We start from the raw sequence: 24,353 nt of genomic DNA, 5'->3' as shown, positions 1-24,353 counted from the left end.
AGATGGAGTCATGGCTGACTCCCAAGATGTTCCGATCCGCGACGAGTCCATCAGGCTCGGGCAGTTTCTCAAGTTGGCGAACCTCATCGAGTCGGGGGCGGAGGCGAAGACTTTCATCGCCGATGGGCAGGTCAGCGTCAATGGTGAGGTGGATCTGCGACGCGGTCGCCAACTTCATCCGGGCGATGTCGTCTCGATAGACGGTGGCCCGTCGGCTCGCGTCGTGAGTGAGTCGGCGCTGTGAAGGTCGGCGGGCGCGAATGGGGTGGCAAGCGGGTAACGGGTATGGGCTTGCCGCGCGACGAGGTGCCTGGGGCTTTCGACGTCGGGGCACGGGCGTACGACCGGTTGGTCGGTGCGAACCCTGGCTATCACGATCATTTGGCGAAATCAGCGGAGCGGCTACGCCTTCCTGGGCTCGGTGATGGGCTTCGTTTGCTCGATATCGGTTGCGGCACGGGTGCGTCGACGGCAGCATTGTTGAAGGCGGCTCCGCACGCGCAGATCGTTGCTGCCGATGCGTCGGCGGAGATGCTCGAGGTGGCGCGCTCGAAGTCGTGGCCGTCGAACGTGACGTTCGTGCACAGCCGCGTCGAGGATCTCAATGTCAACGGGGTCGATGGCCCGTTCGACGGCATTCTCGCTGCGTACCTGATCAGGAACGTCGACGATCCTGATACGGAGTTGAAGTCTCTGATGTCGTTGCTCGAGCCCGGTGGGAGCATCGCTTTTCATGAGTATTCGGTCAAGGATTCCATTCGTGCACAGGTGCTGTGGACGTTTGTGTGTTGGGCGGTCATCATTCCGCTCGGTTACTTGGCTACCCGTAACACGACTTTGTATCAGCATCTCTGGCGCAGTGTGGTGACGTTCGACGGTGCTGGAGAGTTCGCCAGGCGTATGCAGCGTGCAGGTTTCACTTCCTTGGCTACCGAGACTATGACGGGCTGGCAGAACGGTGTCGTACACACCTTTCTCGGGGCCCGCCCGATGGAGACACTGTGACCGATAGTCGACGCGTAGAACATCCCGCTCCTGCTGGGTTTCCGGATGCCGGTTCGCTGACCCGTGTGCCGCGGGTCGTCGTTGTCGGTGGCGGGATCGCCGGCCTCAGTGCGGCAACGGCTTTGGCGGAGCGCGGTGTCGAGGTGACTGTGCTCGAACGGGAGAATTACCTGGGCGGTCGCGTCGGGGGGTGGGATACCACGCTCGACGACGGCACTCCGGTGACGATGAGCCGCGGTTTCCATGCGTTCTTCCGGCAGTACTACAACCTTCGGAACCTGATGGAGCGCAGCGATCCGGGTCTGCGACGGCTACGGCCTGTCGAGGACTATCCGCTGATCGACGGAGATGGCCGAATCGACGGCTTCAAGGGTCTGCCGCAGACGCCGCCGTTGAATGCGTTCGCGTTCGTTGCTCGGAGTCCTACTTTCCGAATGCGAGAGTTGTTCTCGCTCAAGGGTGTAGCTGCTCTGCCGCTGATGAATGTCAGTGTTCCGGAGACGTTCGAGGAACTCGACACGACCCCGGCGGCGGAGTTTCTGCGCAACATCAACTTTCCGGAGGCCGCACGACACTTGGCGTTCGGGGTTTTCTCGCGCAGTTTTTTCGCCGATCCCGAGGACATGTCTGCGGCCGAACTGGCCATGATGTTCCACATCTATTTCCTCGGTTCGTCGGAGGGGTTGATCTTCGACGTGCCTCGCGGCCCTTACCCACAGGCGCTGTGGAATCCGTTGGGAGAGTATTTACTAGGCTTGGGTGTCGATATCAGGGTGGGTACCGCGTGTGAGGGTATTGCTCGGGGCCGCGAACGCGCATACGACGTAGTCGGAGTGGGTGAGGTCGACGCCGTGGTGCTTGCCGCCGATATTGCCGGCTTGCAGAATGTGGTGGAGAACTCGCCGGAGCTCGGCACGTCGGAGTGGCGTAAACGCATTGCGGCACTGGAGAACACGCCGCCGTTCCTGGTGCATAGGGTGTGGCTCGACAAGCCGGTGAATGCCGATCGTCCGGCCTTCATCGGAACCGGCGGTATGCCGCCGATCGACAACATCAGCGTGCTCGAGCGGTTCGAGGACGAGGCGGCGGAGTGGGCGGCTCGCACCGGTGGATCGGTCGTCGAACTGCACGCGTATGCCGCCGTCGACTCCGAAGAGGAGACGCGTGCGCAGTTGATGGCGCGGATGCACGAGATCTATCCCGAAACTGCTTCGGCCACAGTGGTATCCGAGCGCACTGAATGGCGCAATGATTGCCCGTTGTTCGGCCTCGGTCAGTTTGCAAATCGGCCCACCGTGCGCACCCCGGAACCGGGCGTCGTGCTCGCGGGGGACGGTATCAGGATCGATCTGCCGGTCGCACTGATGGAACGCGCCGCGACAACCGGGTTGCATGCGGCGAACACCCTGCTCTCGGGCTGGGGCATCGCCGGGCATCCGATCTATACGGTCCCGACGCGCGGACGCTTTCGAGTGTTCGACAAGCTGGCTCGGCTCACCAAGCGCTGACCGCGTCGATCCCCCCGCGCATCGGGGGGATCGGCAGGTTGAAGTCTCACATGCCGCGTGAGCGCAATTCGTACCTTCGCTCGGCATAGTCGAGGTCGTCTTTCCACAGTCGCTCAGCAGTCCAACCCATAGCGGGACGAAGCAGCGGTGCGACCTTGCGGGCCATCTTGAATCCCGGACGCTCGGAGCTGGCGACGGTGACCTCGATGACGGCTGTCCGTGGCTTGCCGTCCGGCCCGGGGCCCAGTGGCGTCGCATGCGTCTCGACGACGCTTCCGATGCCCTCGCCTTCGAGAATGCGCATCACGATGGTGCGCGGACCTGGGCAGACGAATTCGACACGGACCGGCACGCCGATTCCGCGGCTGACGCGGAATGTCACGTCTACCAGGAACCGATCGTCCTTTTCGGGGACATCGACGTCGGTGGGTGCGTCGACCACCTTCAGTCGTGCGAACGAGTACGGATGGAACCAGGCTCCGTGCCACGGATCGAGGCGATTGGCGACGATATCGTCCGGTTCACAGATACCGGTCACCGTCACCACCGCATCGACGGAGTTCGCGGCGGGCGGTCTGATCGGGACGATAGGTACCTCGGTCGGCTCCTCACCACCTAGTTCGTCCATCCGCACCCAGACGAGAATGCCGTCGTCGAATGCGGGTAACGGCTTCCACCCGGGGCGTCCCTTGGGGCCGAGCGGCATGCCGTGCCACAGGCAGATGAGGGTGTCGCATTCGATCTTGGCCTTGTCCAGCGGCGCGCCGAGGTGTGGGCACACCCCGGGGGCGATGTGGATTCCTTGCTTCTCATCGCGCCAGGCCACCAGTTCGGTGCCACCGATGTGCCGCCCGAACGGCTTGTCCTTCGGGATGTCGCGGCTCGCGGCGAAGACGAACCAGTTTCCCGACGGCCGCATCTTCGCGCGTTTGAGCGCGGACTCGATGACCTGGGGATTCGCACCCTTCCACGTCGGCTCCTGTTTGGCCCACGCTTCCGCAGGCAAAGGCTGCAGGGGCAAGCTTTTCGGCCACCGGCCGCGTAGTGCATCGAGGGCTGCCATGGGTACCCGCTTTCCGTGCTGGTTTCGTGTATCAACTCTATTGTGCCCACTTTCGGCGACATCACACTCGGGTTGCCCGGCTAGGCTCGATCAAGTCGCTATCGGAGAGCCCGAGTAGCACTTCCGGCGAACAGATTTTTACCCCCCGGGGGTATGGCTGGTACCGTCGGTTGCATGCATTCAGTGATCCGCGGCAGTCGACGAGGTACCGCCTCGGCTACCGGGTTGTTGATTGCATTCACCATCTTCGGGGTGCTGCTCATGCACTCGGTGACACCTATGTCCTCGATGTCGTCCATGTCACCGATGGGCAACGGCCATTCTGCGACGGCGTCGGAGTATCGACTCGACGCTTCAGGGCCTGTCGCTTTCGGCGAGCACGACTGCCCGTCTGCACATCAGATGATGCATCCGTGCGCGGGCACGACGACGTCGTGGCCTGCTCTGACAGTACCGACCACCAGTATCGACTTCGATCTTTCACCACGAGCGGTGGACATCGTCGGCGGGCGCCCCGCCTCCGCGCTGGAACGTGCACCGCCGTGGGTTCTCTCGGAGTTGGATAAATCGGTGACCTTGCGAGTGTGACGGGGAGCCCGAAATGCACACGCATCTCGGCGGATCGCTCTTTTCGTATCCGAACTCTGTAAAAGATCACTCTCGTAAGGAATTCCACATGCGTACTTCAGTACTTGCTGCACTCGCGGCTGCCTCGGCAGGCGTTATCTTCCTCGCCGGCTGCAGCGACGATTCTTCCAACGCTCCGATGAACGGGCAGATGATGGACGGAAACTCGATGAACTCGTCGCAGTCCACTTCGTCCGGATCGGATGCGCCTGCGCAGTTCAACAATGCCGACGTGATGTTCGCGCAGATGATGTACCCGCATCACGCACAAGCCGTCGAGATGTCCGAGATGGCGACCGGGCGGACCGAGAACCCGGATGTCCTGGCATTGGCGTCGGCGATCGAAGCCGCGCAGCAGCCGGAGATGGACCAGATGACCGCGTGGCTCTCCGATTGGGGCCAGCCCGCACCGTCCGCTGACTTGGGCCAGATGGGGGAGATGGGCGGTATGGGCGGTATGAATCATGGCTCGGGCGGCGGCATGATGACCGACCAGGAGATGGACTCGTTGACAGCGTCCTCGGGACCCGAGTTCGACCGCCAGTGGTTGACGATGATGATTGCCCACCACACCGGTGCTATCGACATGGCGAATGTCGAGATCGAACAGGGTTCCAACCCTGAGGCTCAGGCAATGTCCCGCTTGATCGTTACTTCGCAGCAAGAGGAGATCGACACGATGCGTCAGCTCTTGGGCTGACCTGTTTCACCCCGAAGGCCGCACCCCGCTTATGCGGTGCGGCTTTCGGTCGTTCCAACGTCCGCCTCGAGCTCAGCTCTTCAGCACCGGTCGATGTACTTCGGTCACATCATTCGGATGCTCGTCGCCGGCGATGCTTTCAGGTGTGAGGTCGAGTCGGCGCAACAACTGCGCGTTGGCCGCGACGATGACCGTCGACAACGACATCAAGATCGCCCCTACCGACATCGGCAGCACGAACCCGATCGGCGCCAGTACTCCTGCCGCGAGCGGCACGGAGATGAGATTGTATCCCGCTGCCCACCAAAGGTTTTGCTTCATCTTCCGATAGGAGGCACGCGAAAGCTCGATCACCGAGAGCACCGATCGGGGGTCGTCGCTGGCCAGGATCACTCCCGCCGACGCGATGGCGACGTCGGTGCCCGCGCCGATCGCGATGCCGACGTCGGCCTGCGCAAGCGCGGGAGCGTCGTTGACGCCGTCGCCGACCATCGCCACTGTGCGTCCTTCTCGTTGCAAGTCGGCGACGTGATGGGACTTGTCTTCTGGTTTGACTCCGGCGAAATAGCGGTCGATACCGAGTTCGGTGGCAACGGACTTCGCGACGGCATCGGCGTCACCGGTGATCATGACCACCTCGATGTTGCGGGCATGAAGTTCGTCGATCGCCGAGCGTGATTCCGATCGGATCTCGTCGGCGAGCTTCAATGCCCCGATGACCTCGCCTTCTGCGAGGACGTGCAAGATGATCGCACCGTCTTCGCCCCAGCGGTCGGCGACCGCGAGTTCGCGGGCGTCCTCTTGTTCGAGCAGGCCGGGGCCACCGACGTGGATACGAGTTCCGTCGATGTCGGCGGACACCCCGATTGCCGGGGACGATCGAAAGTCGGTGGCGATCGGTACCGTCAGGCCGCGATGGCGCGCGGCGTCGACGATGGCGCGGGCAAGAGGATGCTCGGAATCGGTCTCGGCAGCGGCGGCCGATGCCAGGACTGCTTCGGCGGTGTGGCCCCCGGTCACCTCGATCGCGATGACGGTGGGCTCGCCTTTGGTCAGAGTTCCCGTTTTGTCGAATACCACGGTATTCACTGTCCGCATGGTTTCCAGCGCCAGCCGGTCCTTGATCAGGACACCGCTGCGGGCGGCTCGCTCGGTGGCGATGGACACCACCAGGGGGATCGCCAACCCAAGGGCGTGTGGACAGGCGATGACCAGGACGGTGATTGTGCGGATGACGGCGTCGTCGGGCAGCCCGAACAGCACCCACACTGCCGCGGTGATGGCCGCGGCTCCTAGCGCGAACCAGAACAACCAGCCCGACGCGGTATCGGCAATGCGCTGAGCCCGCGACGACGAGTTCTGCGCGTCGGCGACCAAACGTCCGATTCCTGCGAGGGCGGTGTCCTCACCTATGGCAGTGACCTGGATGCGGACGCCGGAATCGGTGGCCACGGTCCCGGCGACGACGTGGTCACCGTCGCTGCGGCGGACAGTGCGCGATTCTCCGGTGACCATCGATTCGTCCATGCTCGCGGTCCCGGAGACTATGGTGCCATCGGCAGGCACCCGCCCGCCTGGACGGACGACGACGACGTCGCCGACCAGTAAGTCGTCCGGCGTCACCGAGACGACCTCGCCGTCCTCGACGCGTTCAGCGGTGTCGGGGAGAAGCGCTGCCAGTGAGTCCAATGCAGAAGTGGTCTGCGCAAGTGACCGCATCTCGACCCAGTGCCCGAGCAGCATGATCACGATCAACAGTGCCAGTTCCCACCAGAAGTCGAGCTGATGGTTGAGTACGCCGATGCTCGAACCCATCGATGCGAGAAATGCGACCGTGATCGCCAGTGCGATGAGAAGCATCATTCCTGGTGTACGCGAACGTATTTCGCTGACTGCACCGGTCAGGAACGGTGATCCGCCCCAGAAGTACATGACCGTGCCCAGTACCGGTGAGATCCAGGCGATCCATGCTGCGTCGGGTAGCGAATAGCCGACGATCATCGCGAACATGTTCGAGGCAAACACGACTGGGACGGCGAAGAACACCATGATGACGAACAGGCGACGGAACTGGCCGGCGTGATCACCGTGTCCGGCATGCCCTGCGTGTCCGGACATGTCGTGCCCTGTCATGTCATCTTGGCCGGAATGCGCCGAATCCTGGCGAGGTGGATGTGCAGTGTCGGGCTTCATGTGGTTGCTCATCGTGCATGTACTCCCACTGATCGAGTTCGTGGTTGATACCCCTAGGGGGTATAGATCCAGTACGGACTGTACGCCTCCTCGCCATTCTCGGGAAGGGTTCTTCGACCACAGAAGGCCTGATTGTTCCGATCAAGCGACGCCGACGAACCGCAGGGCCGCAGTCGTCGCCGATACCGCCACGACGATGGCAACGAACGGTGCTTAACCCGGGGGATCAGCCGCACACCTTCGAAGCATTGGAGCCGAACACAGTGGCGGTCCTGGTGTCCGAGCACCTCTAGCGCTCGACACACAGAACGCCGAGGATGGAATATTGCGCAGAAGTCGGACATTTTTGGCACAGTGGGAGGCATGCAGCGGCGCGTGGGCGAGAGTTGGTCCGTGCGACCAAGCTCAGGGGTAACCCCTGGGAGAGAATTGAGAATCGGTCACTGCGTCCGAAGCAGCTCGGCACGCTCCGCGTGCTTGACTGCTCCGAGGACGAAAGATTTCGGTCGCCCCGCGCCGCTGTGTTTCACCCCAGGAGATGCATGGCCGACCGAGAACTGACTCCTCGATCGGCCGCGGTGTTGGCGGCTCTGGCTGCGGATGTGCAGTGGACGCGTAGCGGACTACAGGAGGCGTTCGCGGCGCTCGTTCCGGCCAGAGCGTCATGGTTGGCGGACCGCGTGATCAATCTTTTCCCGATGCCGCCGTTCGACGAGTCGTCGATCTTCCGCCTCCTGCGCGACCTGCCGTTCATCCCGGAGCCCTTGGTGTCCTCGCACACGCCGCCGCCGGGAGGCAACGTCAAGCCGTGGCGTTTCGAGGTGCCTCGCCACGAGACAACGGGTCAACTTGCGCAGTCTCTCGATCTCACGATCGACGAAATGGACTGGTTCGCTGATCTTCAGGGAAGATTGACGAGAGCGCCGTTTCCGATGCAGCACTATCGGTCTGCCCGAATCGACAAGCGGGTCGGCTCGCGGCTATTGGAAGTGCCGAAGCCACGATTGCGCGAGATTCAGCGAAAGGTCCTACGGCGGATCCTCGATCGAGTGCCCGCGCACCCTGCCTCACATGGATTTCGGCGAGGCCGCAGTGCGCGGACCTTCGCAATTCCACACGCCGGCCGCGAAGTTGTCGTATCAGTCGACCTGAAGAATTTTTTCCCGTCCATTGGATTCGACCGTGTCGTAGCGATATTCGAAGCTGTCGGCTATCCCCCGACTGTCGCGTCGAATCTTGCAGGCGTGTGTACGACGGTGACGCCCGCTGCCGAATTGGTCGGAATCGACCGGCCGACAGCCTCTCGATTGCGATCCACTCATCTGCCGCAGGGCGCGCCGACATCACCGGCACTGGCCAATCTTGCAGCACGGCAAGTGGATATCCGGTTGACCGGTCTCGCGCGATCGATGGGGCTGCGATATACCCGTTATGCCGACGACCTGGCATTCTCCGGCAGCCCAGAGGTGGACACCCTGCTGTGGGTGGTCGGCCAAGTCGCACAGGACGAGGGTTTCGCCCTGCACCCGGACAAGACGCGTGTGCGGCGGGCACACCAGCGACAACAACTGACCGGCCTGGTGGTCAACGACTGGCCAGCAGTACCAAGAGCCGAATACGACGCCCTGCGCGCGTTGCTCCACAATTGCATGACCACGGGTGCCGATGTCCAAAACCTGAACGGGAGTGCAGATTTTCGCGCCCACGTGTACGGGCGCATCGCGCGCATCGGTGAAACGAGCAGTACACGTCGGGAGAGATTACTCGCGATGGCAGCGCGGGTGGATTGGTGATGAGTTGCCGGGCGTCGGGCCGCCGTAGGATCCGGTCGTGATCGGAAGACGGACGGGCATAACCGCACTGGTGGTGGTGTTGATGGCTCTTGCTGCTTACGGACTGCAGAGCACTGCGACACCGCGCGATGCTGGAGTGGTCGGTTCGGCGGAGGCGTTCGTATGCGCACTTCCGCAAGACGTGGGCGGATTCTTGACACCGCCTTCGCCCTTCTCGAGCCCCGGACGGGTGCGTCCGCCGCCCGGCACGGTCCCCGACACGTTTACCCCGGTGATGGCCGTGGTGTGTGATATCGACCTGGGAAACCACGTGGCTGCGGACGGAACAGCGACATACGTCGAACGGCACTACACCGGGGACTTCGATTCGGCGATAGAAGCATTGAATGCACCGTCGGCACGGCGATCGATGTTCTGTGGTACTTACGGCGTGGCCGCACCGGTCGACATGTGGCTCGTCGACGCGGACGGGCGAGCTATGGAACCTTCGTACCCACTCAGCGACTGCGGGATCGACAACACCCTCGGGTTGTACGAGATCGTGAAGCTGGACGAAACCGCTGCTGTCGAGCACAGCGTACGCATCGACGCCGCCGGAATCTCCCGGTTCTTCGACTGCTCGCCCGTATCGAGGGCCCTGACACCGGGGCCGGAATCCCTGACCGATTTTCCCTGGCTGCCGTCGGGATTCTGCCGCTTCGATACATCGGATGCTGTTCCATTGTTCTTGGGTGCAGATCGGTACGACGTCGATTCAGGTCCCGACGCGTTCGACGTACTTGGCGATCTGGCTCCGGCAGCGCCATGCGCCCAACGCGCTACCTCGCTCGCCACGTTCTCGTTGTCCCCCAGTCCGGTATCGAACACTGGGGAACCCCTGGAAGTCCACGTCGAGCTCGACGGGTGCCGTCGCATCCTCGCGGACGGGTACCAGTCTCTCTCTGCACCAACGGAATTCGTAGATGCTCTCGCCCTGGCGGCAGGGTGACTCGTCGGGAGCCACGTCTTCGGAGCCGTCCATAACCTCCCCCGCGAAGAACATCTAGATCTTGGGCGGCTTTCAGCGCGGCGCGGGCGCGGTGAGGCCGAAGTCCATGCTGCCGTCTGGATTGACCTCGTAGATCTCGACGCCCTCACTGACATTTGCCTCGTCGGTGCCCTTCGCGACCGCCATCTTGGCGCTGGCATTGCGCATCATGTCCACGACCAGCTCGACCGCCTCTGCAGGTGAAAAATGCTTTCGCACAGCATCAGTCACGTCTTCGCTTATGAATCCCGGCTGCCAGACCATCGCGTCGGTCAGTGCCAACGCAGCCTTGTGACGGCCGGATAGGTTGCTGTCCTCGTAGTTGTCGACTTCGGAGTACATGGACTCGTCGCCTCCGGCTGCGAGTGCCGACCTGATACGAACCGACTTGCAGATCCGGCAATTGTGCTGGCGGGCCTCGCGCAACCGGACAAGTTCGGTCGTCACCGGGTCCAGACCCCGCACCCGAGCCACGCTCGCCAGGAAGTCGTCGACCAGCGGCATGAGATCGTCCGTTGATTCGTTCCACTGGGCCGGCACGCCCCAGCCGTCGGCGGCCGGCGCGAACAATTGCTCGAGCGCGCGGCGAACCCGCGGCGCCCAATCGGCGACATACATGGCCGTCACCAATGCACCGGTCCGATCGCCGAGCGCATCCATCAGCGCGGTGCGCGTCGCATCGTCGATTGCCGATACGTCGATGCTGAACTGTTCTGCGAACTCGAGCGCGATCTGCGCGCCGGCATCGAGGCTCGTGGCGGCCGGTATCTCGGCGTAGGGGTGAGGCAGCGGCGGCAGCGAGACTGCGCCGGCGCAGACCGTGCGCACCAAGGCAGCCAGCGGCGCGGCTGCGACCTGCGGGTTCAGCGCGATCAGGTCTGCCAGCCGTGCCGCCACCTCAGGCGCATGACGCTGCAGAGCATCTACTGCGGTCATGCTGGTCCAGTCGCTGTTCGATGCTGCGCACATAGCAGCCACATCCTTCATCAGTAGATTCCCGGACAAATAACGTAGATCAAGTTCTGCACCATGTGTTAGCTTGGCCATTAATCAAGCGCTTGCTCAATACGGGAGATGTCAACTCCTTCAGGGTAGAAAGTTGTGTCCTGACGGTGTAGCGGGACCGACCGGCATGCGCAACGCATTGATGTCACTTCTGCGCGATCGAAATTCTATTGAAACGGAGTATGAATTGAGCATCGGCGAATTTGCGGGCAAGGTTGCACTGATTACTGGCGGCGCACGTGGGCAGGGCCGTTCGCACGCCCTGGCGTTCGCTGAGCAAGGGGCTGACATTGCGATCTGCGATCGCTGCGCGGATTCTGAGTCCGTCGGCTATCCGCTCGGCACGGAGGCCGAATTGGCAGAGACCAAGCGGATGGTCGAGGAGCTGGGCCGAAAGTGTTTCTCGGGCAAGGTCAACACCTCCGATCGCAATGCGATGAACACTTTTGTGTCGCAGGCAGAGAAGGAACTCGGCGGCATTGATATCGCGGTCGCAAATGCCGGGGTCTCCAGCGCGGCTTCGATCACCGATCATCCCCAGGCAATCTGGGACGAGGTCATCGGCACCAACCTGACCGGCGTGTTCAATACCCTCGCGGCGGTTGCCCCGGGCATGGCCGAGCGCGGCTACGGCCGCATCGTCACCATCTCGTCGATGCTCGGCCGCAGCTCGGCGCCCAACCAGGTAGCGTATGGCGCCTCCAAGTGGGGAGTGATCGGGATGTCGAAGTCCGCCGCGCAGGATCTCGCGCATAGCGGTGTGACTGTGAACGTCATCACGCCAGGAAACATCGACACGCCCATGGTCAAGAACGAGCGTCTATACAGCCTGGTACGCCCCGATCTGGAGTCGCCCAGTTGGGATGATGTGGGTCCCTTGCTCGGTCAGCTGCATGTCCAGCCGATCGCGGTCATGGACTCCAGCGAGGTCAGCCGGGTCGTGCTCTTCCTGGCCGCTGAGGCGAGCGCCCATTTGACGGGGATCGTCGTCCCGGTCGACGCGGGCTGGAGTACCCGGACGGGCTCGTAGACAGCACGGGGCCTGACTTGCGGGGGGGGGGGGTATGAGCCGGGGCCCCTCGAGATACTGCCGGCGCATGGGCGACGACCTGAGCCGGGGCGAGATCGAAAGTGACTATGTCACACGTCCTTTCCATGACTGCGCCCGGTGGAGGGGATGCGCCAGGAGGTGGCCGACAATATCGTCCGCCGAGCGGTCGCCAACGCCCGAATATCTGCCGCGAACGCCATCTCCGGCCAGGTAATCACCGGCCAGGCACCGACGACCCACGAAGGACAGATATGAATTGCGCCGCCACTGACATTGCCAATCTGTTGTACAAGTATGCGGAGAACATGGACTCCGGCCGCTTCGAGGAGGCCAGCGCGATGTTCGAAAATGCGCGGGTGCGAACCGGCAAAGAGGTCCTCGATCATGTCGCCCTGCTCGACTCGTGGCGAAGTATGGTGAAGATTCACCCCGGCGGCACGCCTCGAACCAAGCATGTGATCACCAACCCCATAATCGAGGTTGATGACGCGGCGGGCACCGCGACCTGCCGCTCCTACTACTCGGTGCTGCAGGCAACCCCTACGGTGCCGCTCCAAGTTATCGCCGCAGGGAGATATCACGACGAGTTTGCTCGCGTGGACGGAGTCTGGCGTTTCACCTTCCGCGACTACTCGCTCCTCGACCTGGTGGGGGATCTGAGTGATCACCTCACAGAGAACTTCAGTCGCTCATGAGTTGATCATGTTCACCTGACCGTATTCGCATGGTTGTTCTGGTAGTCCGGCGATCGACATCGGTCCGCTGTCAGGTCGCGACGCGGCTCGACAGACAAGCGCGTTGTCTCGGTCATCCCGCCGGTTCATCGATTGGGCGGGTACGCCTGGTTCCGGTCAGTGGGACAAAGTGTGCGCTGGGTCACCGGTAGATGAGCATTATTAATCCGTTCAGCCCTCCCTGGGGCGAGCCACGCTGGGTGTTACGGGTCATCGCCAGTGAGCGCAACTGACCACTCCTGGAAGAGAATTCATGACCGTTCACGGTGTGCTAGGCCCGATCGACGTCTCTGAGCTCGGCCAAACACTGATCCACGAGCACGTTGCGACGGCCGACTGGTCGATGCGCATGGCATTTGGTGACCAGTACTACGAGCACGACGTCGTGCTCGAGAAAGCTGTAGCGCAGTTCAACCGCGCGAAGGCCTGTGGGATCCGGACGGTGGTGGATGGCACCCCGGTGAATATGGGCCGCGACATCACACTGATACGTGAAGTCGCGGAACGCACCGGACTTAATTTCATCGTTTCCAGCGGCTTCTACTACCAGGATGAGGTGTATCTGAACTGGCGCACCGAGGACGAGATCTATGCGCTGATCAGCGGGGAGTGCCGAGACGGCATTGGCAAAACCGGCGTCCGGCCAGGGATCATGAAAACTGCCTGCGCCGACGCCGGCATCACACCGATCCTGGACAAGGTTTTCCGCGCCATCGGCCGTGTAGCAGTCGAACAGCGGCTGCCGATTTTCTCCCATCACCATGCGCACATCGGTAATGGCGATGAGATCATGAACCTATTCGAAAGCGTCGGCGTAGCGCCGCACCAAGTAGTACTCGGGCACAGTGGAGACACCGACAATATCGACTACTTGGAGCGAATGCTCGAACGCGGCTGTTACCTGGGCATGGACCGATTCGGATACTGCGACGTCGGACTCAGCTTGAAAGACCGGGTGCGGATAATCGCGGAGTTGTGCGCCCGAGGTCACGGTGACCGGCTATTGCTCTCCCACGACCTCGCGGCCTATTTCGCAGTGTTCGGCACCTGGGACGATTTCAAGGCGGACCGGCTACCCGTCGGAGCCGATTTCACCTTCATACACACCGAAGTGATACCCGCGCTCGAGGCTGCCGGCGTAGACCCAGTGCAAGTCGCTGCGATGATCGAGCGCAACCCCATCGATTTCCTCGAGGTCCGGTGAGGTAGCCGGTCGCTACCCGTTCTGCCCGCTGCCCGGCGTAGAAGGGGCTCGGGAACCGGACGCGCTTCGCGTACTGTCCGCCGAACCCAGGTCACATCAGAGCCTCCACTAGACCCAGTGCGATTCAGGACTGGTCCAGTTCGAGGTACCAACCAAACCAGCGCGTAGTCCCTTTCGAGTCGACATACCTACAAGAGCGAAGACATGGTGGCGCGGATGAGCCAAGAGTTCGATGAGCAGTTCGATGTGGTCGTGATCGGCGTCGGCGCTGCAGGCGCTGCAGCAGCGCTATCGGCACATGAGTCCGGTGCGCGTGTGCTCGTGATCGACAAGTGCGGCGAGGATACCGCTGGTGGAAACACTCGAATCTCCGGCAGTGGCTGGTTCATCAACAGCGACCCCGAACGGGCGGCAGTCTTTCTCCGAGCCCTCGCCGAGGGCTACTCGGTCGCCGAAGACGTAGTCGAGACCTGGGCCGCCGAAACGGCGAAGAACTCTGACTGGATGCGCAGTCTTGGCGCACAGGTCGCACAGAACGCTGACCACCACACGCAACCGGAATACGTCGGCGTCGACGGCGCGGACTGCTACGCGGGCATGGACACCGTGGGCGGCCAGATGGGCAACTTCCTGCTCTACGATTTTCTCATCGCAGCATTGGTGGACCGCGGCATCGAGGTCCGATTCTCCACGCGTGCTACCGAACTTGTAACCGACGTACGTGGTGCGGTCGTGGGAGTGGCTACCGAAGCAGGTGGGCAGCACTCCCATATCGGAAGCGTCGGGGGCGTGGTGCTGGCGACGGGCGGCTTCGCGGCGGACCGGCAAATGGTGCGGGACTATTTGCGACTGGTCGACCCCCCGCTGTGGGGGTCACCCAACGCCACAGGTGACGGGCATCGCATGGCGCAGAAGGCAGGTGCGGACCTGTGGCATATGGACAACATGATGACCATCACCGGCATTGATTGCGGCTCCAGACTCGGTCTTTACCTCGCCCTGTGGGCCGGTCGAAACTATCTTTTTGCCTCGCTCGAGGGGCGACGGTTCATCGATGAGACTGCGCAGAATCGACACGGCCACATCAGCCGTAACGGCAGCTTCGAGCATTTCCCTCTGCAAAATTTCTACCTTGTATTCGACGAGCGTATGCGATCGTCGGGTCCTCTGAGTCCGGGACGTGAGATGCTCCCAGTCGGCTGGAAGGTCCTGATGGACAAGGGAACACCGTGGAGCGCCGATAACATGGCGGAGATCGAAGCTGGCATCATCAAGCGCGCCGCCACGATCAGCGATCTTGCGCAGCTCGTAGGGATCGATCCCAGCATTCTGGAGACCACAGTGGCCCTGTACAACGCTGCGTGCGAGAAGGGTCAGGATGACCACTTCGGGCGTTCGCGGGAGAGCCTTGCCCCGGTCTCGGAGCCGCCGTTCTACGTGCTCGAGGTAGCGCCCCTGCTGGGATGGAGTAGCGGCGGACCCCGTCGTGATGGACGTTCCCGCGTGGTCGATCCCTCCGGTGCAGTCATCGACGGGCTGTATGCCGCGGGCGAGGTAAGTTCGACCTACAGCTGGCGAAAAGATGGAGGATTCCACATCGCTGACGCACTTGCATTCGGTCGAGTTGCTGGCCGTGAAGCCGCTGGCCACTCTGATCTCAGCGAGAGTAGTCCTGGCTAGGCGCTAGTCGATGCGGGATGTGGTTGGGTCAAGGCGGTCCGGTTGATGTGCGGTGACGTAAAGGCTCCTTATCGGCCCGTGCGTCGATCCTCACGTCCGCGTTCTTGGCGCAGACCTGATCACCGTCCACGTCGAGCTCGGTACCTCACGCGCGAACCCCACCGTCTTCGACTTCACCCTGCGCAGTTTTCAAGACGCACAAAGGGTTCCGAGGAGCCGATGGTGATCGCCTCGGGATACGGTTGCTCATGTGGAGCTGACACGACGCGAGCGCTCGAAGCTCGGCGCACTCGGGGTTGCGGTTGTAGTGGGGATCGTCTTCATCACTGTGCGGGTAGCCCTCGAGGAGCCCGCATCTGCGGGTGGGCATCCTGAGCGCTCGGCGATCGATACTTCCCTTGCCGAGCGGCCCGAGCAAGCGATACACCTGGATCCGCACGTGTTGTCCGACAACGGTAGCGACGTGCTGCTCGCCATGCCCTACAAACTCGACACGTACTACGGCTACGGCGGGGTTCTGGGCGGAAACGACGTGGTGGTCGCCGCCACCGGATATCCGCTGCCGACAAAGGATCCCGGCTCCGGTACCGGCGTCGGGCCGGTAACTCTCGTCGGCGTGGATACGAGGGATGGCTCGCCACTGTGGAAGACGATCGTGGGCAGGGTGTCCGCCTGTAGCGACACGGTCGAGTCGGTGGTCATCGCGTGTTGGTCCGACCGTCGAATCGTGTTCGTCGATACCTCGGACGGAACAGTGTTGTCCGACATCGGAACCGAATTCGATGTGATGAATGTTCGCTTCGTGGACGACAACGTCTACGTGGTGGGAGATTCCGACCGGAGTCCGATACTGACGCGTGGAACGGCGACAGACATCTCAGCTGACTATCTGCGTACCTTTCCAGCGTCCGAAGACCTTGCTTACGTAGCCCCACTTCCGGAGTTCGGCATCGCAATGGCCACGTATCGAGGAAGTGGAGGCGCGCAGTACACCTCGACCGTGTACGACCTCGATACCGGCGCAGAACGCTTCGTGTACGAGGGTGACTCATTGCAAGCGCTGAGCAAAGACCTGTTCGTCTCCACCGTCGGCATCCGATCCGGTTCGGCAGGCACACAGAATCTCCTCGATGGACATGGCGAGCTGATCCGCGCGATCCCGATCCCCTCGGCGGTGGTCGGCGGATACCCGAGCCTGCCGTCCACACCAGTTCCAGCGTTCGCTGGCGACGGTGCGTACGACGCGGTGACCGGCGCGGAACTGTGGCGAAACCCCCTGATGGTCGAGGGGACGTTCGCGAAGGAGTCCGCCGTCGTCGCGGTGGTGGGACGCACAGTGGTCGTCGCCGACCCAGAAGGCCGAACCATCGTCGGCCTCGACGTCGACACGGGTGAACAGCGTTGGCTCACGCCCTGGCAGGACGCATACTGGGTGCGAGGGGGTCTCACCGATGGCGAGTACTTCGTGTTCGGGGACTACACCGGAACCCATGCGCTGCGAGTCCGGGACGGCGTGATCATGTGGTCGCTCCCGCTTCCGGAAGGAGCCGACCCTCGGGTGGTGCAGGTGGGACAGGGCGGCGGCCACGTCCTCGTATCCTCGGCCACACAATTCACAATCTGGACTTGACCCTTATCCGCGAGCGGACTGATGCCATGGGGCGGGCGTGAAACTGTCGGGATCGGCGATTTCCCAGTCCGCTGCCCACGAGGCCGGCGGGTCATTCAGCAGCACCGCTGGTGCGAGCCATTCATAGATCTCCGCGTACGACTGCTGGCTGATCGGACCGATTCGCTTGCGCAACATGTACGGCGTGAGACCGGAGGGCCCGCTGACGCCCATCGACGCCATAATTTTCATAGCTTGAGCGACGGTGGCTTGCTGGTATCGGAACACTCGAGTGCTTTTGTCCTCGACGTCGAGTGCCCGCGCGCGCCTGGGGTCCTGAGTGGCAACTCCCACTGGGCATTTGTTGGTGTGACACCGCTGCGACTGAATGCAGCCGACAGCCATCATCATCGCGCGGGCAGAGTTGGTGTAATCGGCGCCTTGGATGAGCCGTTTGACGATGTCGGCTCCGGTGGCGACCTTCCCGCTTGCCCCGACCCGAATCTGCTGACGCAGGCCGCAACCCACCAATGCATTGTGCAGGGTCATCAGTCCATCGGTCAGCGGGAGACCGACGTGATCCTCGTACTCCAGCGGGGCTGCGGCGGTACCTCCCTCGGCCCCGTCGACAATGATGAAATCCGGGGCGATGCCCTCCTCGAGAATCGCTTTGCAGATTGCCAGAACATCGACTCGCGAGCCCACACATAGCTTGAACCCGACCGGCTTACCATCGGCCAGTCGACGCATGCGCCCGATGAACCGGATCAGACCGCGAGGGGTGGAGAACTCTCGGTGCGCGGCTGGACTGATGCATTTCTCCCCCTGCGGGACTCCGCGATATTCAGCAATTTCCGCGCTGACCTTCGCCGCGGGCAGCACGCCACCGATTCCTGGCTTCGCACCTTGACTCAGCTTGAGCGACAAGCACTTCACCCGATCGTCGGCTGCCTTCCGGGCGAACTCTGCGGGATCGAAGCGGCCGTCCTCGGTACGGCAACCGAAGTAACCCGAACCGATCTCCCAGACGACATCGGAGCCTCCGAGATGGTAGGGCGTGAGGCCACCCTCTCCGGTGTCATGAGCGAACCCACCTCGTTCTGCACCGGCATTGAGCGCCTTCAGCGCATTGGCAGACAGCGCACCGAAGCTCATCGCCGAGACGTTCAACAACGCCATTTCGTAGGGGTGTCTGCAGTCCGGACCGCCGATGCGTACGCGGGGTGGAGTGTCCGGAACCTCGACGGGAGCGGTGGAGTGGACGAGGTGCTCGTATCCGGCAGCGTCGATATCGCGCTCGGTTCCGAAGGAGAGCTCGGCGGCAGTTCCCTTGGCGCGCTCGTAGATCAGTGACCTCTTGTCACGATCGAAAGGACGCCCGTCGAAGTTGCGCTCGATGAAGTATTGCTGCAGTTCCGGGCGGACCAGCTCGAGCAAGTACCGCAGGTGGCCGAGGATCGGGTAGTTACGTAGCACCGAGTGGCGTTTCTGGACGAGATCGTAGATGCCGATCGCGGCAATCACAGCGAAAACTACCGCTGAAACAATCCACCAGAGTGAGCCGAACGATGCCGCAACCACCGACGCGACGGCAAGCAGAACCGGTACGCAGACCAACAGAATTCGCATCATCGCGCAGCGCTCCGCACTCGGGCCGCATCTACCTTCATGGCGGTCACCGGTTCGGCCCATCGTCGCCGGCGCGGCCCTACTGCATATATCTACACGCGAGGTTACTCCGCGACCCAAGCGATTTATCCCGATCGATACGCCTTGGACGGCAGGTACCGAACTGACGGCCCCACGACTGCGGGGACATCGGCGTCAGGATGCCTGACGCAGCGTGACCTCCGCGACGCACTGACACCCGCCGGTGATCTCGGAGCAGTCCAGCACCAGGTAGTGACGCACGTACTCGAGATCGACGCAGCCGGGCTCGGTGCACTCCGCGAGGCTCGACGAGTGGATCACCAGCGTTCCGTGGCAATGATCGACAGACGCTGTGCAGTCACTGCAGGACATGGTCGGTGCCTCTTTCGTCGGTGTCCTCTATTGATATCACCGGCCTACGACACGGCTGGGAGAAGTGGGGTGTGTTACAAGGGCCGCCCGTAAACGCGTGGACCGATGAACTTGTCGCGCACTAGCATCAGCCCATGGCAACTCCACATTCCAAGGTTTATTTCGGCGACCGCATCATCGACGCGCAGGACGCGACCCTCGGAGTGGCCACCTCGGCGGTTCTGTACGGTTTGAGCGTCTACACCGTCTTTCCGGTCCAGGTCGACGGCGAAACCCGGACAGCTTTTCGATTGCGCGATCACTTTCAGAGGCTCCTCGAGTCATGCAAGATCATCGGCATCGACCGGTTCGCGGATGAATGGGATTTCGACCGATTCCTGGCCGTCACGCGTGAGCTGATCGTCGCGAATGCACCTGATCGCGAAGTCTATGTACGCGCAACGATCCACGTCGACGAGCAGATTCCGGGAACCCGGGTGCGCGGCTTGCACACCACGGTGTCGATCTTCTTGTACGACGCGGTCCCGATCGTCCCGCAGGACGGTATGCGTCTGAAAACGAGTGTGTGGCGTCGCATCCCGGACAATGCGATTCCCTCGCGCGCAAAAGTAAACGGCGCCTATGTCAATTCGGTTCTGGCCAAACAGGATGCGATCGACAGCGGCTTCGACGATTGCATCTTCCTCGACATCAACGGACACGTGTGTGAGCTCAGTGCCGCGAATATTTTCCTTGTCCGCGGTGGCACGCTGATCACCCCGGACGTGACCTCGGACATCCTCGACGGGATAAACCGTCGTACAATTCTGACTCTCGCTCGCGAGGAAGGGCTTCCGGTGCAGGAGAGAGTGGTCGATCTTACCGAGCTCTATATCGCTGACGAAGTGTTCGTCTGCGGCACCTCCGCTGGGGTTGCTCCCGTCTTTCAGATCGACGGCCGGGCGGTGGGAGCATCGACGGACATCGGGCCGCTGTCGGCGATGTTGCGCAAACGCCACCACGACGCGCTCGTGGGCGACGAGGTTCATGGCTGGGTCACCGTCCTCTGACGGGCTCCTCCGCGCGGAGATTGCGCCTCACCCGTTACAGATGATGCGGTAGGTCCCGCACACCCATAGCGTCGAGGTGAACGACTATCACTTCTACTCTTACGGAATCGACTATGGGAACAGTTCTCGGCGACCTACTGCCACTGGTAGTCGGTGTAGCAGTGTCCCCGGTACCCATCATCGTCGCGATTCTGATGCTGCTGGGTAAACGCGCGGGCAGCACCAGCATCAGCTTCGCGATCGGGTGGATCGCCGGAATCGTGTTGGCAACCACGATCTTCGTTCTCTTGGGGGGCGCGGCGACCGGATCCGAGGACGAGCCGTCCACCACATCTTCGTGGATCAAGCTCGTCATCGGAGTGTTGTTGCTCGGAGTCGGTATCCGTCAATGGCGCGCTCGTGGGGAGGAACACGCAACTCCTAAGTGGATGTCCGCCATCGACGAGATGACCGCAGTCAAAGCACTCGGAGTCGGCTTCGCACTGGCTGCGATCAATCCGAAGAACTTGCTGATGTGCATCGCCGCGGGCGTCACCATCGGAGGTGCCGCCCTCGATGCCGGACAGACCGTGGTGGCCGTAGCCGTTTTCTCGGTTCTGTCGGCCTCGACGATTGCGGTTCCGGTGATCGCCTACCAGATTGCGGCACAACGACTCGAGGCGCCGCTCGCCTCACTCAAAGAGTGGCTGCAAGCTAACAACTCGGCCGTCATGAGCGTGCTGATTCTGGTGATCTCAGCGGTACTGATCGGCAAGGGAATGGGCGGGTTGTTTTGAACACTCGCCTACGGGTGCGTCCCCGAATCGAGGAGCACTGCGGCGGCTGCCTTTGCGGCAAGGGCAGATTCGGGCGACTCGAGGATGGCTGCGGTCGTCTGCGCGCCCTCGACGAGCAACGCGATCTGTAGACCGAGGGTTGTCGGACCGCCGGCTTCGACGACCAAGTCGGTTACGTACTCGACGAATTCACGCTTGTGACGGTGCGCCGCATCGGCTACAGCGGGCATGACGCTTCCCAGTTCGCCGAACGAGTTGATGAACGCGCAGCCTCGAAAGTTGTCTTCGCGGAACCAGGCGTCGAGGAAGTCGAAGATGGAAAGCACTTTGTCGCGTGCAGATTCGTGCGTGTCTGCCTCGGCGGCGATTCCCGCGTTCCACATGCGGGTTCGGCCCTCGAGTACCTGAGCGACGATCTCGGCTTTCGACGGAAACAGTGCGTACATGCGCTTGAGAGAGATTCCGGCCGCAGCTCGCAGCTCATCCATGCCGACGGCGTTGACGCCGCGTGCATAAAACAGCTCGTCGGCTGCCTGGAGGACGGCGATTCGTCCACTGTCCGGTTCCATCGTGACCAACTCCTTGCGCTGAGAACCAACGTTCTCCACAGTAGTCGACCACGGGAGAACGACTGTTCTCTCGCGTGGGCCGATCAACGAGCACAACGTAGCCTGACCTGGTCCAGCGTCGCGAACGTCATCCTCTCCGGGATCGACATGGCGTCGGGGCAGTGGCGGTCCGCGCTCGGATACCTTCCGCCCCTGGTGGCGTTCGTGCTCGGGGTGTTCACCGCCGAGTTCATTTCCAGGCCCGTCGTCGCACGGATCGTTCGGCGTCCCGTCCGGTCGTCCTCATCATCGAGATCCTGGTCATCGCGACCATCGGCTTCCTGCCTGACACGGTACCGAATTCCTTTGTCACAGTGCCGATTTCATTTGTCGCTGCGGTGCAGGTGACAACGTTTCGGGCGCTCGTCGATTCTGCTTACAACACCACGATGACAACCGGAAATCTCCGAAGCTTATCCCAGGCCCTGTTTCATCGAATCGCCAACGGCAACAAGGCAGCCGGGACCAGGGCCATCAACTTCGGATCGGTGATCCTGGGCTTCGTTGCCGGTGCGATTCTCGGCGCCGGGATGTCGGAAGTACTGGAGAACAGAGCAGTCTGGGTGGCGGCAGCAATGTTGGTGGTGGCGTTGCTGCTCTTCGTGATCGACGAACGCGTCGAGCATCCACGCTGAGCAATTCACTCTCCTTGTAGGGATCCGAACCCCCTGCAGGAGGTTCGAATCCCAAATCGGGGAGTACATCCACGCTGAATCGGTGCGACGCTAGACTACGACCACGCCGTCGGAGTCGCTGTACGCAATTTCACCCGGATTGAACGTGATACCACCGATTTCGACGGGTACGTTCTTCTCCCCGGATCCGGTTTGCGTGCTCTTGCGCGGGTTGGTGCCCAGCGCTTTGACGCCGATATCGAGGGTGCGGAGGATCGCCGAATCGCGGATCGCCCCGTTGACGATTATCCCAGCCCACCCGTTGGTGACACCGCGACCAGCGATGATGTCGCCGACAAGGGCGGTGTGAATGCCGGCATCGCCGTCGACCACCAGTACACCGCCGTTGCCGGGTTCGCCCAGGGTCTGTTTGACGAGCAGGTTGTCCTGGAAGCACTTGATGGTGGTGATGGGACCAGCGAACTCGGCGTGCTTGCCGAACTGGATGAATTGCGTGTCGCAGCTACGGATTCCGGGCCCGATCTCGTCGGCCAGGTCTGCAGTTGCCTTGAATTCGACGGAAGTCATGGCGAACAGCCTAGTCCAGTCGGCCGTGACGCCTTTCGTAGTCCTCGCGGGTATGATCGATTTTGCGTTGAGTATTTGCGTTGAGAAGCTCCGGATCCAGACCGTGCACCAACAACCGGTGGCGCCGGTAGACGTTCATCAACGCGATCGCGAAATAGACCAGCGGAATGAACAGCAAAGCCATCATCGCCAAACCGATCCACAACGGGCCGGGCAAGAGCAGAAACAGACACAGTAGTGGGATGATCGGCAGCGAAAATCGGATCAGGTAGCGGGCCTGAGCGCCACTACCGACGAGATCCTCGCGAACCCAATCGTGCATCGGCGGCGGAAGCACTCGGCCAAGCTGGTAACCCAGGTACTGCCAGAAATTCGGCTTCACAAGTCTCGACCCTACGCCAGCACTTCCTTGGCTACCGCGGCCCCGATGGCCAAGGCAATCAGGTCCTCGACGACGGCAGCGGCCAGCGGCGGAATCCGCGTCGACGGCAACTTGTCCATCACGATCTCACCGGCAATAACGAACACGGACCCGCCGACGGCCAGGCGTCTGTACTCGGTACCGCCGAACAAGGTCAGCAGACCGGCGCTGATTCCTACCGAGCTGCGGAAACCGTTCACCTTGCCGATGGCGGCGGACAACATCGCCGAGCGAACCGTCAGGGTCATCACCGGAGTATTCACCCCTGTACGCCACCGCGACCAGGGAACGACGGTAGGGCGTTGGTCGCCTATTTCCCCTCGGCGTTGGCGACTATTACGTCGTGCAGAAACCGAGTCAGACCCGGTGCGATGTCCTCGTAATGTTTGGTGAATCTATTGTCTGTCAAGTACATTTCGGCAAGATTGCACTGCATTTCGTAACCACAATCGTAGTAGCGCGCGATGCTCGCGCGGTGCCGCTCGGCCAGCACATCGGCGTCCGCCGATCCCGGTGCGGTACCGGCCGCGAGGGCCGCCGCAAGATCGAGCTCCATCGCATCGGTCTCGTCCTTGATCAGTTTCCAATCTTCCTTGGTGAACAGCGCGGTTCGTGACTGGGACTGCTTCCACTGCCCAGTTTCTCCCCAGCGTTCCTCGGCTTCGGCGGCGTATTCGTCACCGAGCCAGTCGTCGCCGAAAACCTCGCGCTGTTCCTGCGGTGTCAATTGAATTCCCACTTTCTTCGCCTCCATCATTTTGTCCACGGCCGCAGTCATCTGCTGCAAGCGTTCGATCCGCTGGTCCAACAACGTGCGCTGACGGCGTAGATGGGCCATCGCGTCGACCGTCGGATCGTCCAGAAGGGCGGCTATGTTCTCGAGCACGAACCCGAGTTCGCGGTAGGTCAGCACCTGATGAAGCCGTTCCACGTCGTCCGCCGAGTAGCTGCGATAGCCCTTGGGAGTGCGCCCGGACGGCACCAAGAGTTCGATCTCGTCGTAGTGATGGAGCGTTCGGACGCTGATCCCGACGAGGCGGGCGACCTCGCCCACCATCATGCCTTCTGAATCGCTC

The 24,353-nt window shown here is 62.1% G+C and carries 26 protein-coding genes; 16 read left to right on the top strand and 10 right to left on the bottom strand.

All coding sequences use genetic code 11. The features are described from left to right. The first annotated feature begins 10 nt into the window (after positions 1-10). The 3 genes from E5720_RS09965 to E5720_RS09955 are packed head-to-tail and all read left to right on the top strand — an operon-like array spanning position 11 to position 2,513. Positions 11-244, top strand: coding sequence for an RNA-binding S4 domain-containing protein (locus tag E5720_RS09965; RefSeq protein WP_136170536.1), 234 nt, complete (start codon positions 11-13; stop codon positions 242-244). A gap of 41 nt (positions 245-285) precedes the next feature. After that, positions 286-1,005, top strand: coding sequence for a class I SAM-dependent methyltransferase (locus E5720_RS09960; RefSeq protein ID WP_136172566.1), 720 nt, complete (start codon positions 286-288; stop codon positions 1,003-1,005). Beyond that, a complete protein-coding gene (locus E5720_RS09955; RefSeq protein WP_136170535.1) occupies positions 1,002-2,513 on the top strand; it encodes an NAD(P)/FAD-dependent oxidoreductase in 1,512 nt (503 codons plus the stop codon). Before E5720_RS09960 ends, E5720_RS09955 begins: the two co-directional genes overlap by 4 nt. A 46-nt stretch (positions 2,514-2,559) precedes the next feature. Here E5720_RS09955 and E5720_RS09950 read toward each other — a convergent pair whose 3' ends face one another. Then, positions 2,560-3,576: a DUF5914 domain-containing protein gene (locus E5720_RS09950; RefSeq protein WP_084348210.1), complete on the bottom strand. Its 1,017-nt coding sequence runs from the start codon at positions 3,574-3,576 to the stop codon at positions 2,560-2,562. Between the two features lie 174 nt (positions 3,577-3,750). Between E5720_RS09950 and E5720_RS09945 the strand changes: the two genes are divergently transcribed. Continuing rightward, positions 3,751-4,164 carry a DUF6153 family protein gene (locus tag E5720_RS09945; RefSeq protein WP_136170534.1) on the top strand — a complete coding sequence of 138 codons (414 nt, stop codon included), beginning with the start codon at positions 3,751-3,753 and terminating at the stop codon, positions 4,162-4,164. A gap of 88 nt (positions 4,165-4,252) precedes the next feature. Then, a complete protein-coding gene (locus tag E5720_RS09940) occupies positions 4,253-4,903 on the top strand; it encodes a DUF305 domain-containing protein (protein WP_136170533.1) in 651 nt (216 codons plus the stop codon). Positions 4,904-4,975: 72 nt separating this feature from the next. On the opposite strand, the gene E5720_RS09935 is transcribed toward E5720_RS09940, so the two are convergent. After that, the gene (locus E5720_RS09935; protein WP_136170532.1) at positions 4,976-7,108 is read right to left on the bottom strand and encodes a heavy metal translocating P-type ATPase; all 2,133 of its coding nucleotides are present in this window, start codon (positions 7,106-7,108) and stop codon (positions 4,976-4,978) included. A gap of 530 nt (positions 7,109-7,638) precedes the next feature. On the opposite strand from E5720_RS09935, the gene E5720_RS09930 reads away from it, so the two are divergent. Together E5720_RS09930 and E5720_RS09925 are read left to right on the top strand one after the other, a co-directional pair. Next, positions 7,639-8,889, top strand: coding sequence for a reverse transcriptase family protein (locus E5720_RS09930; RefSeq protein WP_136170531.1), 1,251 nt, complete (start codon positions 7,639-7,641; stop codon positions 8,887-8,889). A 37-nt stretch (positions 8,890-8,926) separates the two neighbouring features. After that, complete coding sequence (locus E5720_RS09925) at positions 8,927-9,877, top strand: hypothetical protein (RefSeq protein WP_136170530.1); 951 nt, start codon at positions 8,927-8,929, stop codon at positions 9,875-9,877. Positions 9,878-9,949: 72 nt separating this feature from the next. Here the strand turns inward: E5720_RS09925 and E5720_RS09920 are convergent, their stop codons facing one another. Further along, positions 9,950-10,885 carry a carboxymuconolactone decarboxylase family protein gene (locus E5720_RS09920; RefSeq protein WP_247596254.1) on the bottom strand — a complete coding sequence of 312 codons (936 nt, stop codon included), beginning with the start codon at positions 10,883-10,885 and terminating at the stop codon, positions 9,950-9,952. Positions 10,886-11,114: 229 nt separating this feature from the next. On the opposite strand from E5720_RS09920, the gene E5720_RS09915 reads away from it, so the two are divergent. The 5 genes from E5720_RS09915 (at position 11,115) to E5720_RS09895 (ending at position 17,220) form a co-directional block, all read left to right on the top strand. Next, a complete protein-coding gene (locus E5720_RS09915) occupies positions 11,115-11,951 on the top strand; it encodes a mycofactocin-coupled SDR family oxidoreductase (RefSeq protein ID WP_136172564.1) in 837 nt (278 codons plus the stop codon). Positions 11,952-12,223: 272 nt separating this feature from the next. After that, a complete protein-coding gene (locus E5720_RS09910; RefSeq protein WP_136170529.1) occupies positions 12,224-12,667 on the top strand; it encodes a nuclear transport factor 2 family protein in 444 nt (147 codons plus the stop codon). Positions 12,668-12,959: 292 nt separating this feature from the next. Continuing rightward, on the top strand, positions 12,960-13,910 hold the full coding sequence (locus E5720_RS09905) for a phosphotriesterase (protein WP_136170528.1): 951 nt from the start codon (positions 12,960-12,962) through the stop codon (positions 13,908-13,910). Positions 13,911-14,126: 216 nt separating this feature from the next. Beyond that, positions 14,127-15,590 (top strand): FAD-dependent oxidoreductase, encoded by a 1,464-nt coding sequence (locus tag E5720_RS09900; RefSeq protein ID WP_136170527.1) that lies wholly within the window; start codon positions 14,127-14,129, stop codon positions 15,588-15,590. 250 nt (positions 15,591-15,840) lie between these two features. Next, positions 15,841-17,220 carry a PQQ-binding-like beta-propeller repeat protein gene (locus E5720_RS09895; RefSeq protein WP_136170526.1) on the top strand — a complete coding sequence of 460 codons (1,380 nt, stop codon included), beginning with the start codon at positions 15,841-15,843 and terminating at the stop codon, positions 17,218-17,220. A 3-nt stretch (positions 17,221-17,223) separates the two neighbouring features. Here the strand turns inward: E5720_RS09895 and E5720_RS09890 are convergent, their stop codons facing one another. Beyond that, positions 17,224-18,831, bottom strand: coding sequence for an FMN-binding glutamate synthase family protein (locus tag E5720_RS09890; protein ID WP_136170525.1), 1,608 nt, complete (start codon positions 18,829-18,831; stop codon positions 17,224-17,226). A gap of 192 nt (positions 18,832-19,023) precedes the next feature. After that, positions 19,024-19,221 (bottom strand): hypothetical protein, encoded by a 198-nt coding sequence (locus tag E5720_RS09885; RefSeq protein WP_136170524.1) that lies wholly within the window; start codon positions 19,219-19,221, stop codon positions 19,024-19,026. Positions 19,222-19,355: 134 nt separating this feature from the next. On the opposite strand from E5720_RS09885, the gene E5720_RS09880 reads away from it, so the two are divergent. Next, on the top strand, positions 19,356-20,270 hold the full coding sequence (locus tag E5720_RS09880) for an aminotransferase class IV (protein WP_136170523.1): 915 nt from the start codon (positions 19,356-19,358) through the stop codon (positions 20,268-20,270). A 113-nt stretch (positions 20,271-20,383) separates the two neighbouring features. Beyond that, entirely contained in the window at positions 20,384-21,046 is a 663-nt protein-coding gene (locus E5720_RS09875) for a GAP family protein (protein WP_136170522.1), read from the top strand. Positions 21,047-21,054: 8 nt separating this feature from the next. Here E5720_RS09875 and E5720_RS09870 read toward each other — a convergent pair whose 3' ends face one another. Continuing rightward, positions 21,055-21,615 (bottom strand): TetR/AcrR family transcriptional regulator, encoded by a 561-nt coding sequence (locus tag E5720_RS09870; RefSeq protein ID WP_136170521.1) that lies wholly within the window; start codon positions 21,613-21,615, stop codon positions 21,055-21,057. A gap of 147 nt (positions 21,616-21,762) precedes the next feature. Here E5720_RS09870 and E5720_RS22345 point away from each other — a divergent pair, with 147 nt between their 5' ends. Both E5720_RS22345 and E5720_RS09865 read left to right on the top strand, forming a co-directional pair. Further along, entirely contained in the window at positions 21,763-22,002 is a 240-nt protein-coding gene (locus tag E5720_RS22345) for a hypothetical protein (protein WP_348769851.1), read from the top strand. Further along, positions 21,900-22,289, top strand: coding sequence for a DUF1275 family protein (locus E5720_RS09865; RefSeq protein WP_348769857.1), 390 nt, complete (start codon positions 21,900-21,902; stop codon positions 22,287-22,289). The genes E5720_RS22345 and E5720_RS09865 overlap by 103 nt, the downstream gene beginning before the upstream one ends. Before the next feature lie 90 nt (positions 22,290-22,379). Here E5720_RS09865 and rraA read toward each other — a convergent pair whose 3' ends face one another. The 4 genes from rraA to E5720_RS09845 form a co-directional block, all read right to left on the bottom strand. Next, a complete protein-coding gene (gene rraA / locus E5720_RS09860) occupies positions 22,380-22,856 on the bottom strand; it encodes a ribonuclease E activity regulator RraA (RefSeq protein ID WP_136170520.1) in 477 nt (158 codons plus the stop codon). A gap of 10 nt (positions 22,857-22,866) precedes the next feature. Next, complete coding sequence (locus E5720_RS09855; protein WP_247596304.1) at positions 22,867-23,178, bottom strand: DUF5313 family protein; 312 nt, start codon at positions 23,176-23,178, stop codon at positions 22,867-22,869. Positions 23,179-23,249: 71 nt separating this feature from the next. Next, positions 23,250-23,525 (bottom strand): hypothetical protein, encoded by a 276-nt coding sequence (locus E5720_RS09850; RefSeq protein ID WP_136170518.1) that lies wholly within the window; start codon positions 23,523-23,525, stop codon positions 23,250-23,252. A 62-nt stretch (positions 23,526-23,587) separates the two neighbouring features. Beyond that, a complete protein-coding gene (locus E5720_RS09845; protein ID WP_136172563.1) occupies positions 23,588-24,337 on the bottom strand; it encodes a MerR family transcriptional regulator in 750 nt (249 codons plus the stop codon). Positions 24,338-24,353 lie beyond the last annotated feature (16 nt).

This window comes from Rhodococcus sp. PAMC28707, from assembly GCF_004795915.1.
Lineage (GTDB): Bacteria > Actinomycetota > Actinomycetes > Mycobacteriales > Mycobacteriaceae > Rhodococcoides.
Note: the sequence above shows the minus strand (reverse complement) of the source record. Positions and strands in the feature narration are given on the sequence as shown.

Coding starts and splice junctions, on each gene's coding strand:
- E5720_RS09870 (WP_136170521.1), bottom strand. CDS start 21,615: ATGGAACCGGACAGTGGACGAATCGCCGTCCTCCAGGCAGCCGACGAG.
- E5720_RS09965 (WP_136170536.1), top strand. CDS start 11: ATGGCTGACTCCCAAGATGTTCCGATCCGCGACGAGTCCATCAGGCTC.
- E5720_RS09960 (WP_136172566.1), top strand. CDS start 286: ATGGGCTTGCCGCGCGACGAGGTGCCTGGGGCTTTCGACGTCGGGGCA.
- E5720_RS09950 (WP_084348210.1), bottom strand. CDS start 3,576: ATGGCAGCCCTCGATGCACTACGCGGCCGGTGGCCGAAAAGCTTGCCC.
- E5720_RS09880 (WP_136170523.1), top strand. CDS start 19,356: ATGGCAACTCCACATTCCAAGGTTTATTTCGGCGACCGCATCATCGAC.
- E5720_RS09945 (WP_136170534.1), top strand. CDS start 3,751: ATGCATTCAGTGATCCGCGGCAGTCGACGAGGTACCGCCTCGGCTACC.
- E5720_RS09855 (WP_247596304.1), bottom strand. CDS start 23,178: ATGCACGATTGGGTTCGCGAGGATCTCGTCGGTAGTGGCGCTCAGGCC.
- rraA (WP_136170520.1), bottom strand. CDS start 22,856: ATGACTTCCGTCGAATTCAAGGCAACTGCAGACCTGGCCGACGAGATC.
- E5720_RS09930 (WP_136170531.1), top strand. CDS start 7,639: ATGGCCGACCGAGAACTGACTCCTCGATCGGCCGCGGTGTTGGCGGCT.
- E5720_RS09845 (WP_136172563.1), bottom strand. CDS start 24,337: ATGATGGTGGGCGAGGTCGCCCGCCTCGTCGGGATCAGCGTCCGAACG.
- E5720_RS09935 (WP_136170532.1), bottom strand. CDS start 7,108: ATGAGCAACCACATGAAGCCCGACACTGCACATCCACCTCGCCAGGAT.
- E5720_RS09900 (WP_136170527.1), top strand. CDS start 14,127: ATGAGCCAAGAGTTCGATGAGCAGTTCGATGTGGTCGTGATCGGCGTC.
- E5720_RS09885 (WP_136170524.1), bottom strand. CDS start 19,221: ATGTCCTGCAGTGACTGCACAGCGTCTGTCGATCATTGCCACGGAACG.
- E5720_RS09940 (WP_136170533.1), top strand. CDS start 4,253: ATGCGTACTTCAGTACTTGCTGCACTCGCGGCTGCCTCGGCAGGCGTT.
- E5720_RS09920 (WP_247596254.1), bottom strand. CDS start 10,885: ATGTGCGCAGCATCGAACAGCGACTGGACCAGCATGACCGCAGTAGAT.
- E5720_RS09905 (WP_136170528.1), top strand. CDS start 12,960: ATGACCGTTCACGGTGTGCTAGGCCCGATCGACGTCTCTGAGCTCGGC.
- E5720_RS09850 (WP_136170518.1), bottom strand. CDS start 23,525: ATGACCCTGACGGTTCGCTCGGCGATGTTGTCCGCCGCCATCGGCAAG.
- E5720_RS22345 (WP_348769851.1), top strand. CDS start 21,763: ATGGCGTCGGGGCAGTGGCGGTCCGCGCTCGGATACCTTCCGCCCCTG.
- E5720_RS09890 (WP_136170525.1), bottom strand. CDS start 18,831: ATGATGCGAATTCTGTTGGTCTGCGTACCGGTTCTGCTTGCCGTCGCG.
- E5720_RS09910 (WP_136170529.1), top strand. CDS start 12,224: ATGAATTGCGCCGCCACTGACATTGCCAATCTGTTGTACAAGTATGCG.
- E5720_RS09875 (WP_136170522.1), top strand. CDS start 20,384: ATGGGAACAGTTCTCGGCGACCTACTGCCACTGGTAGTCGGTGTAGCA.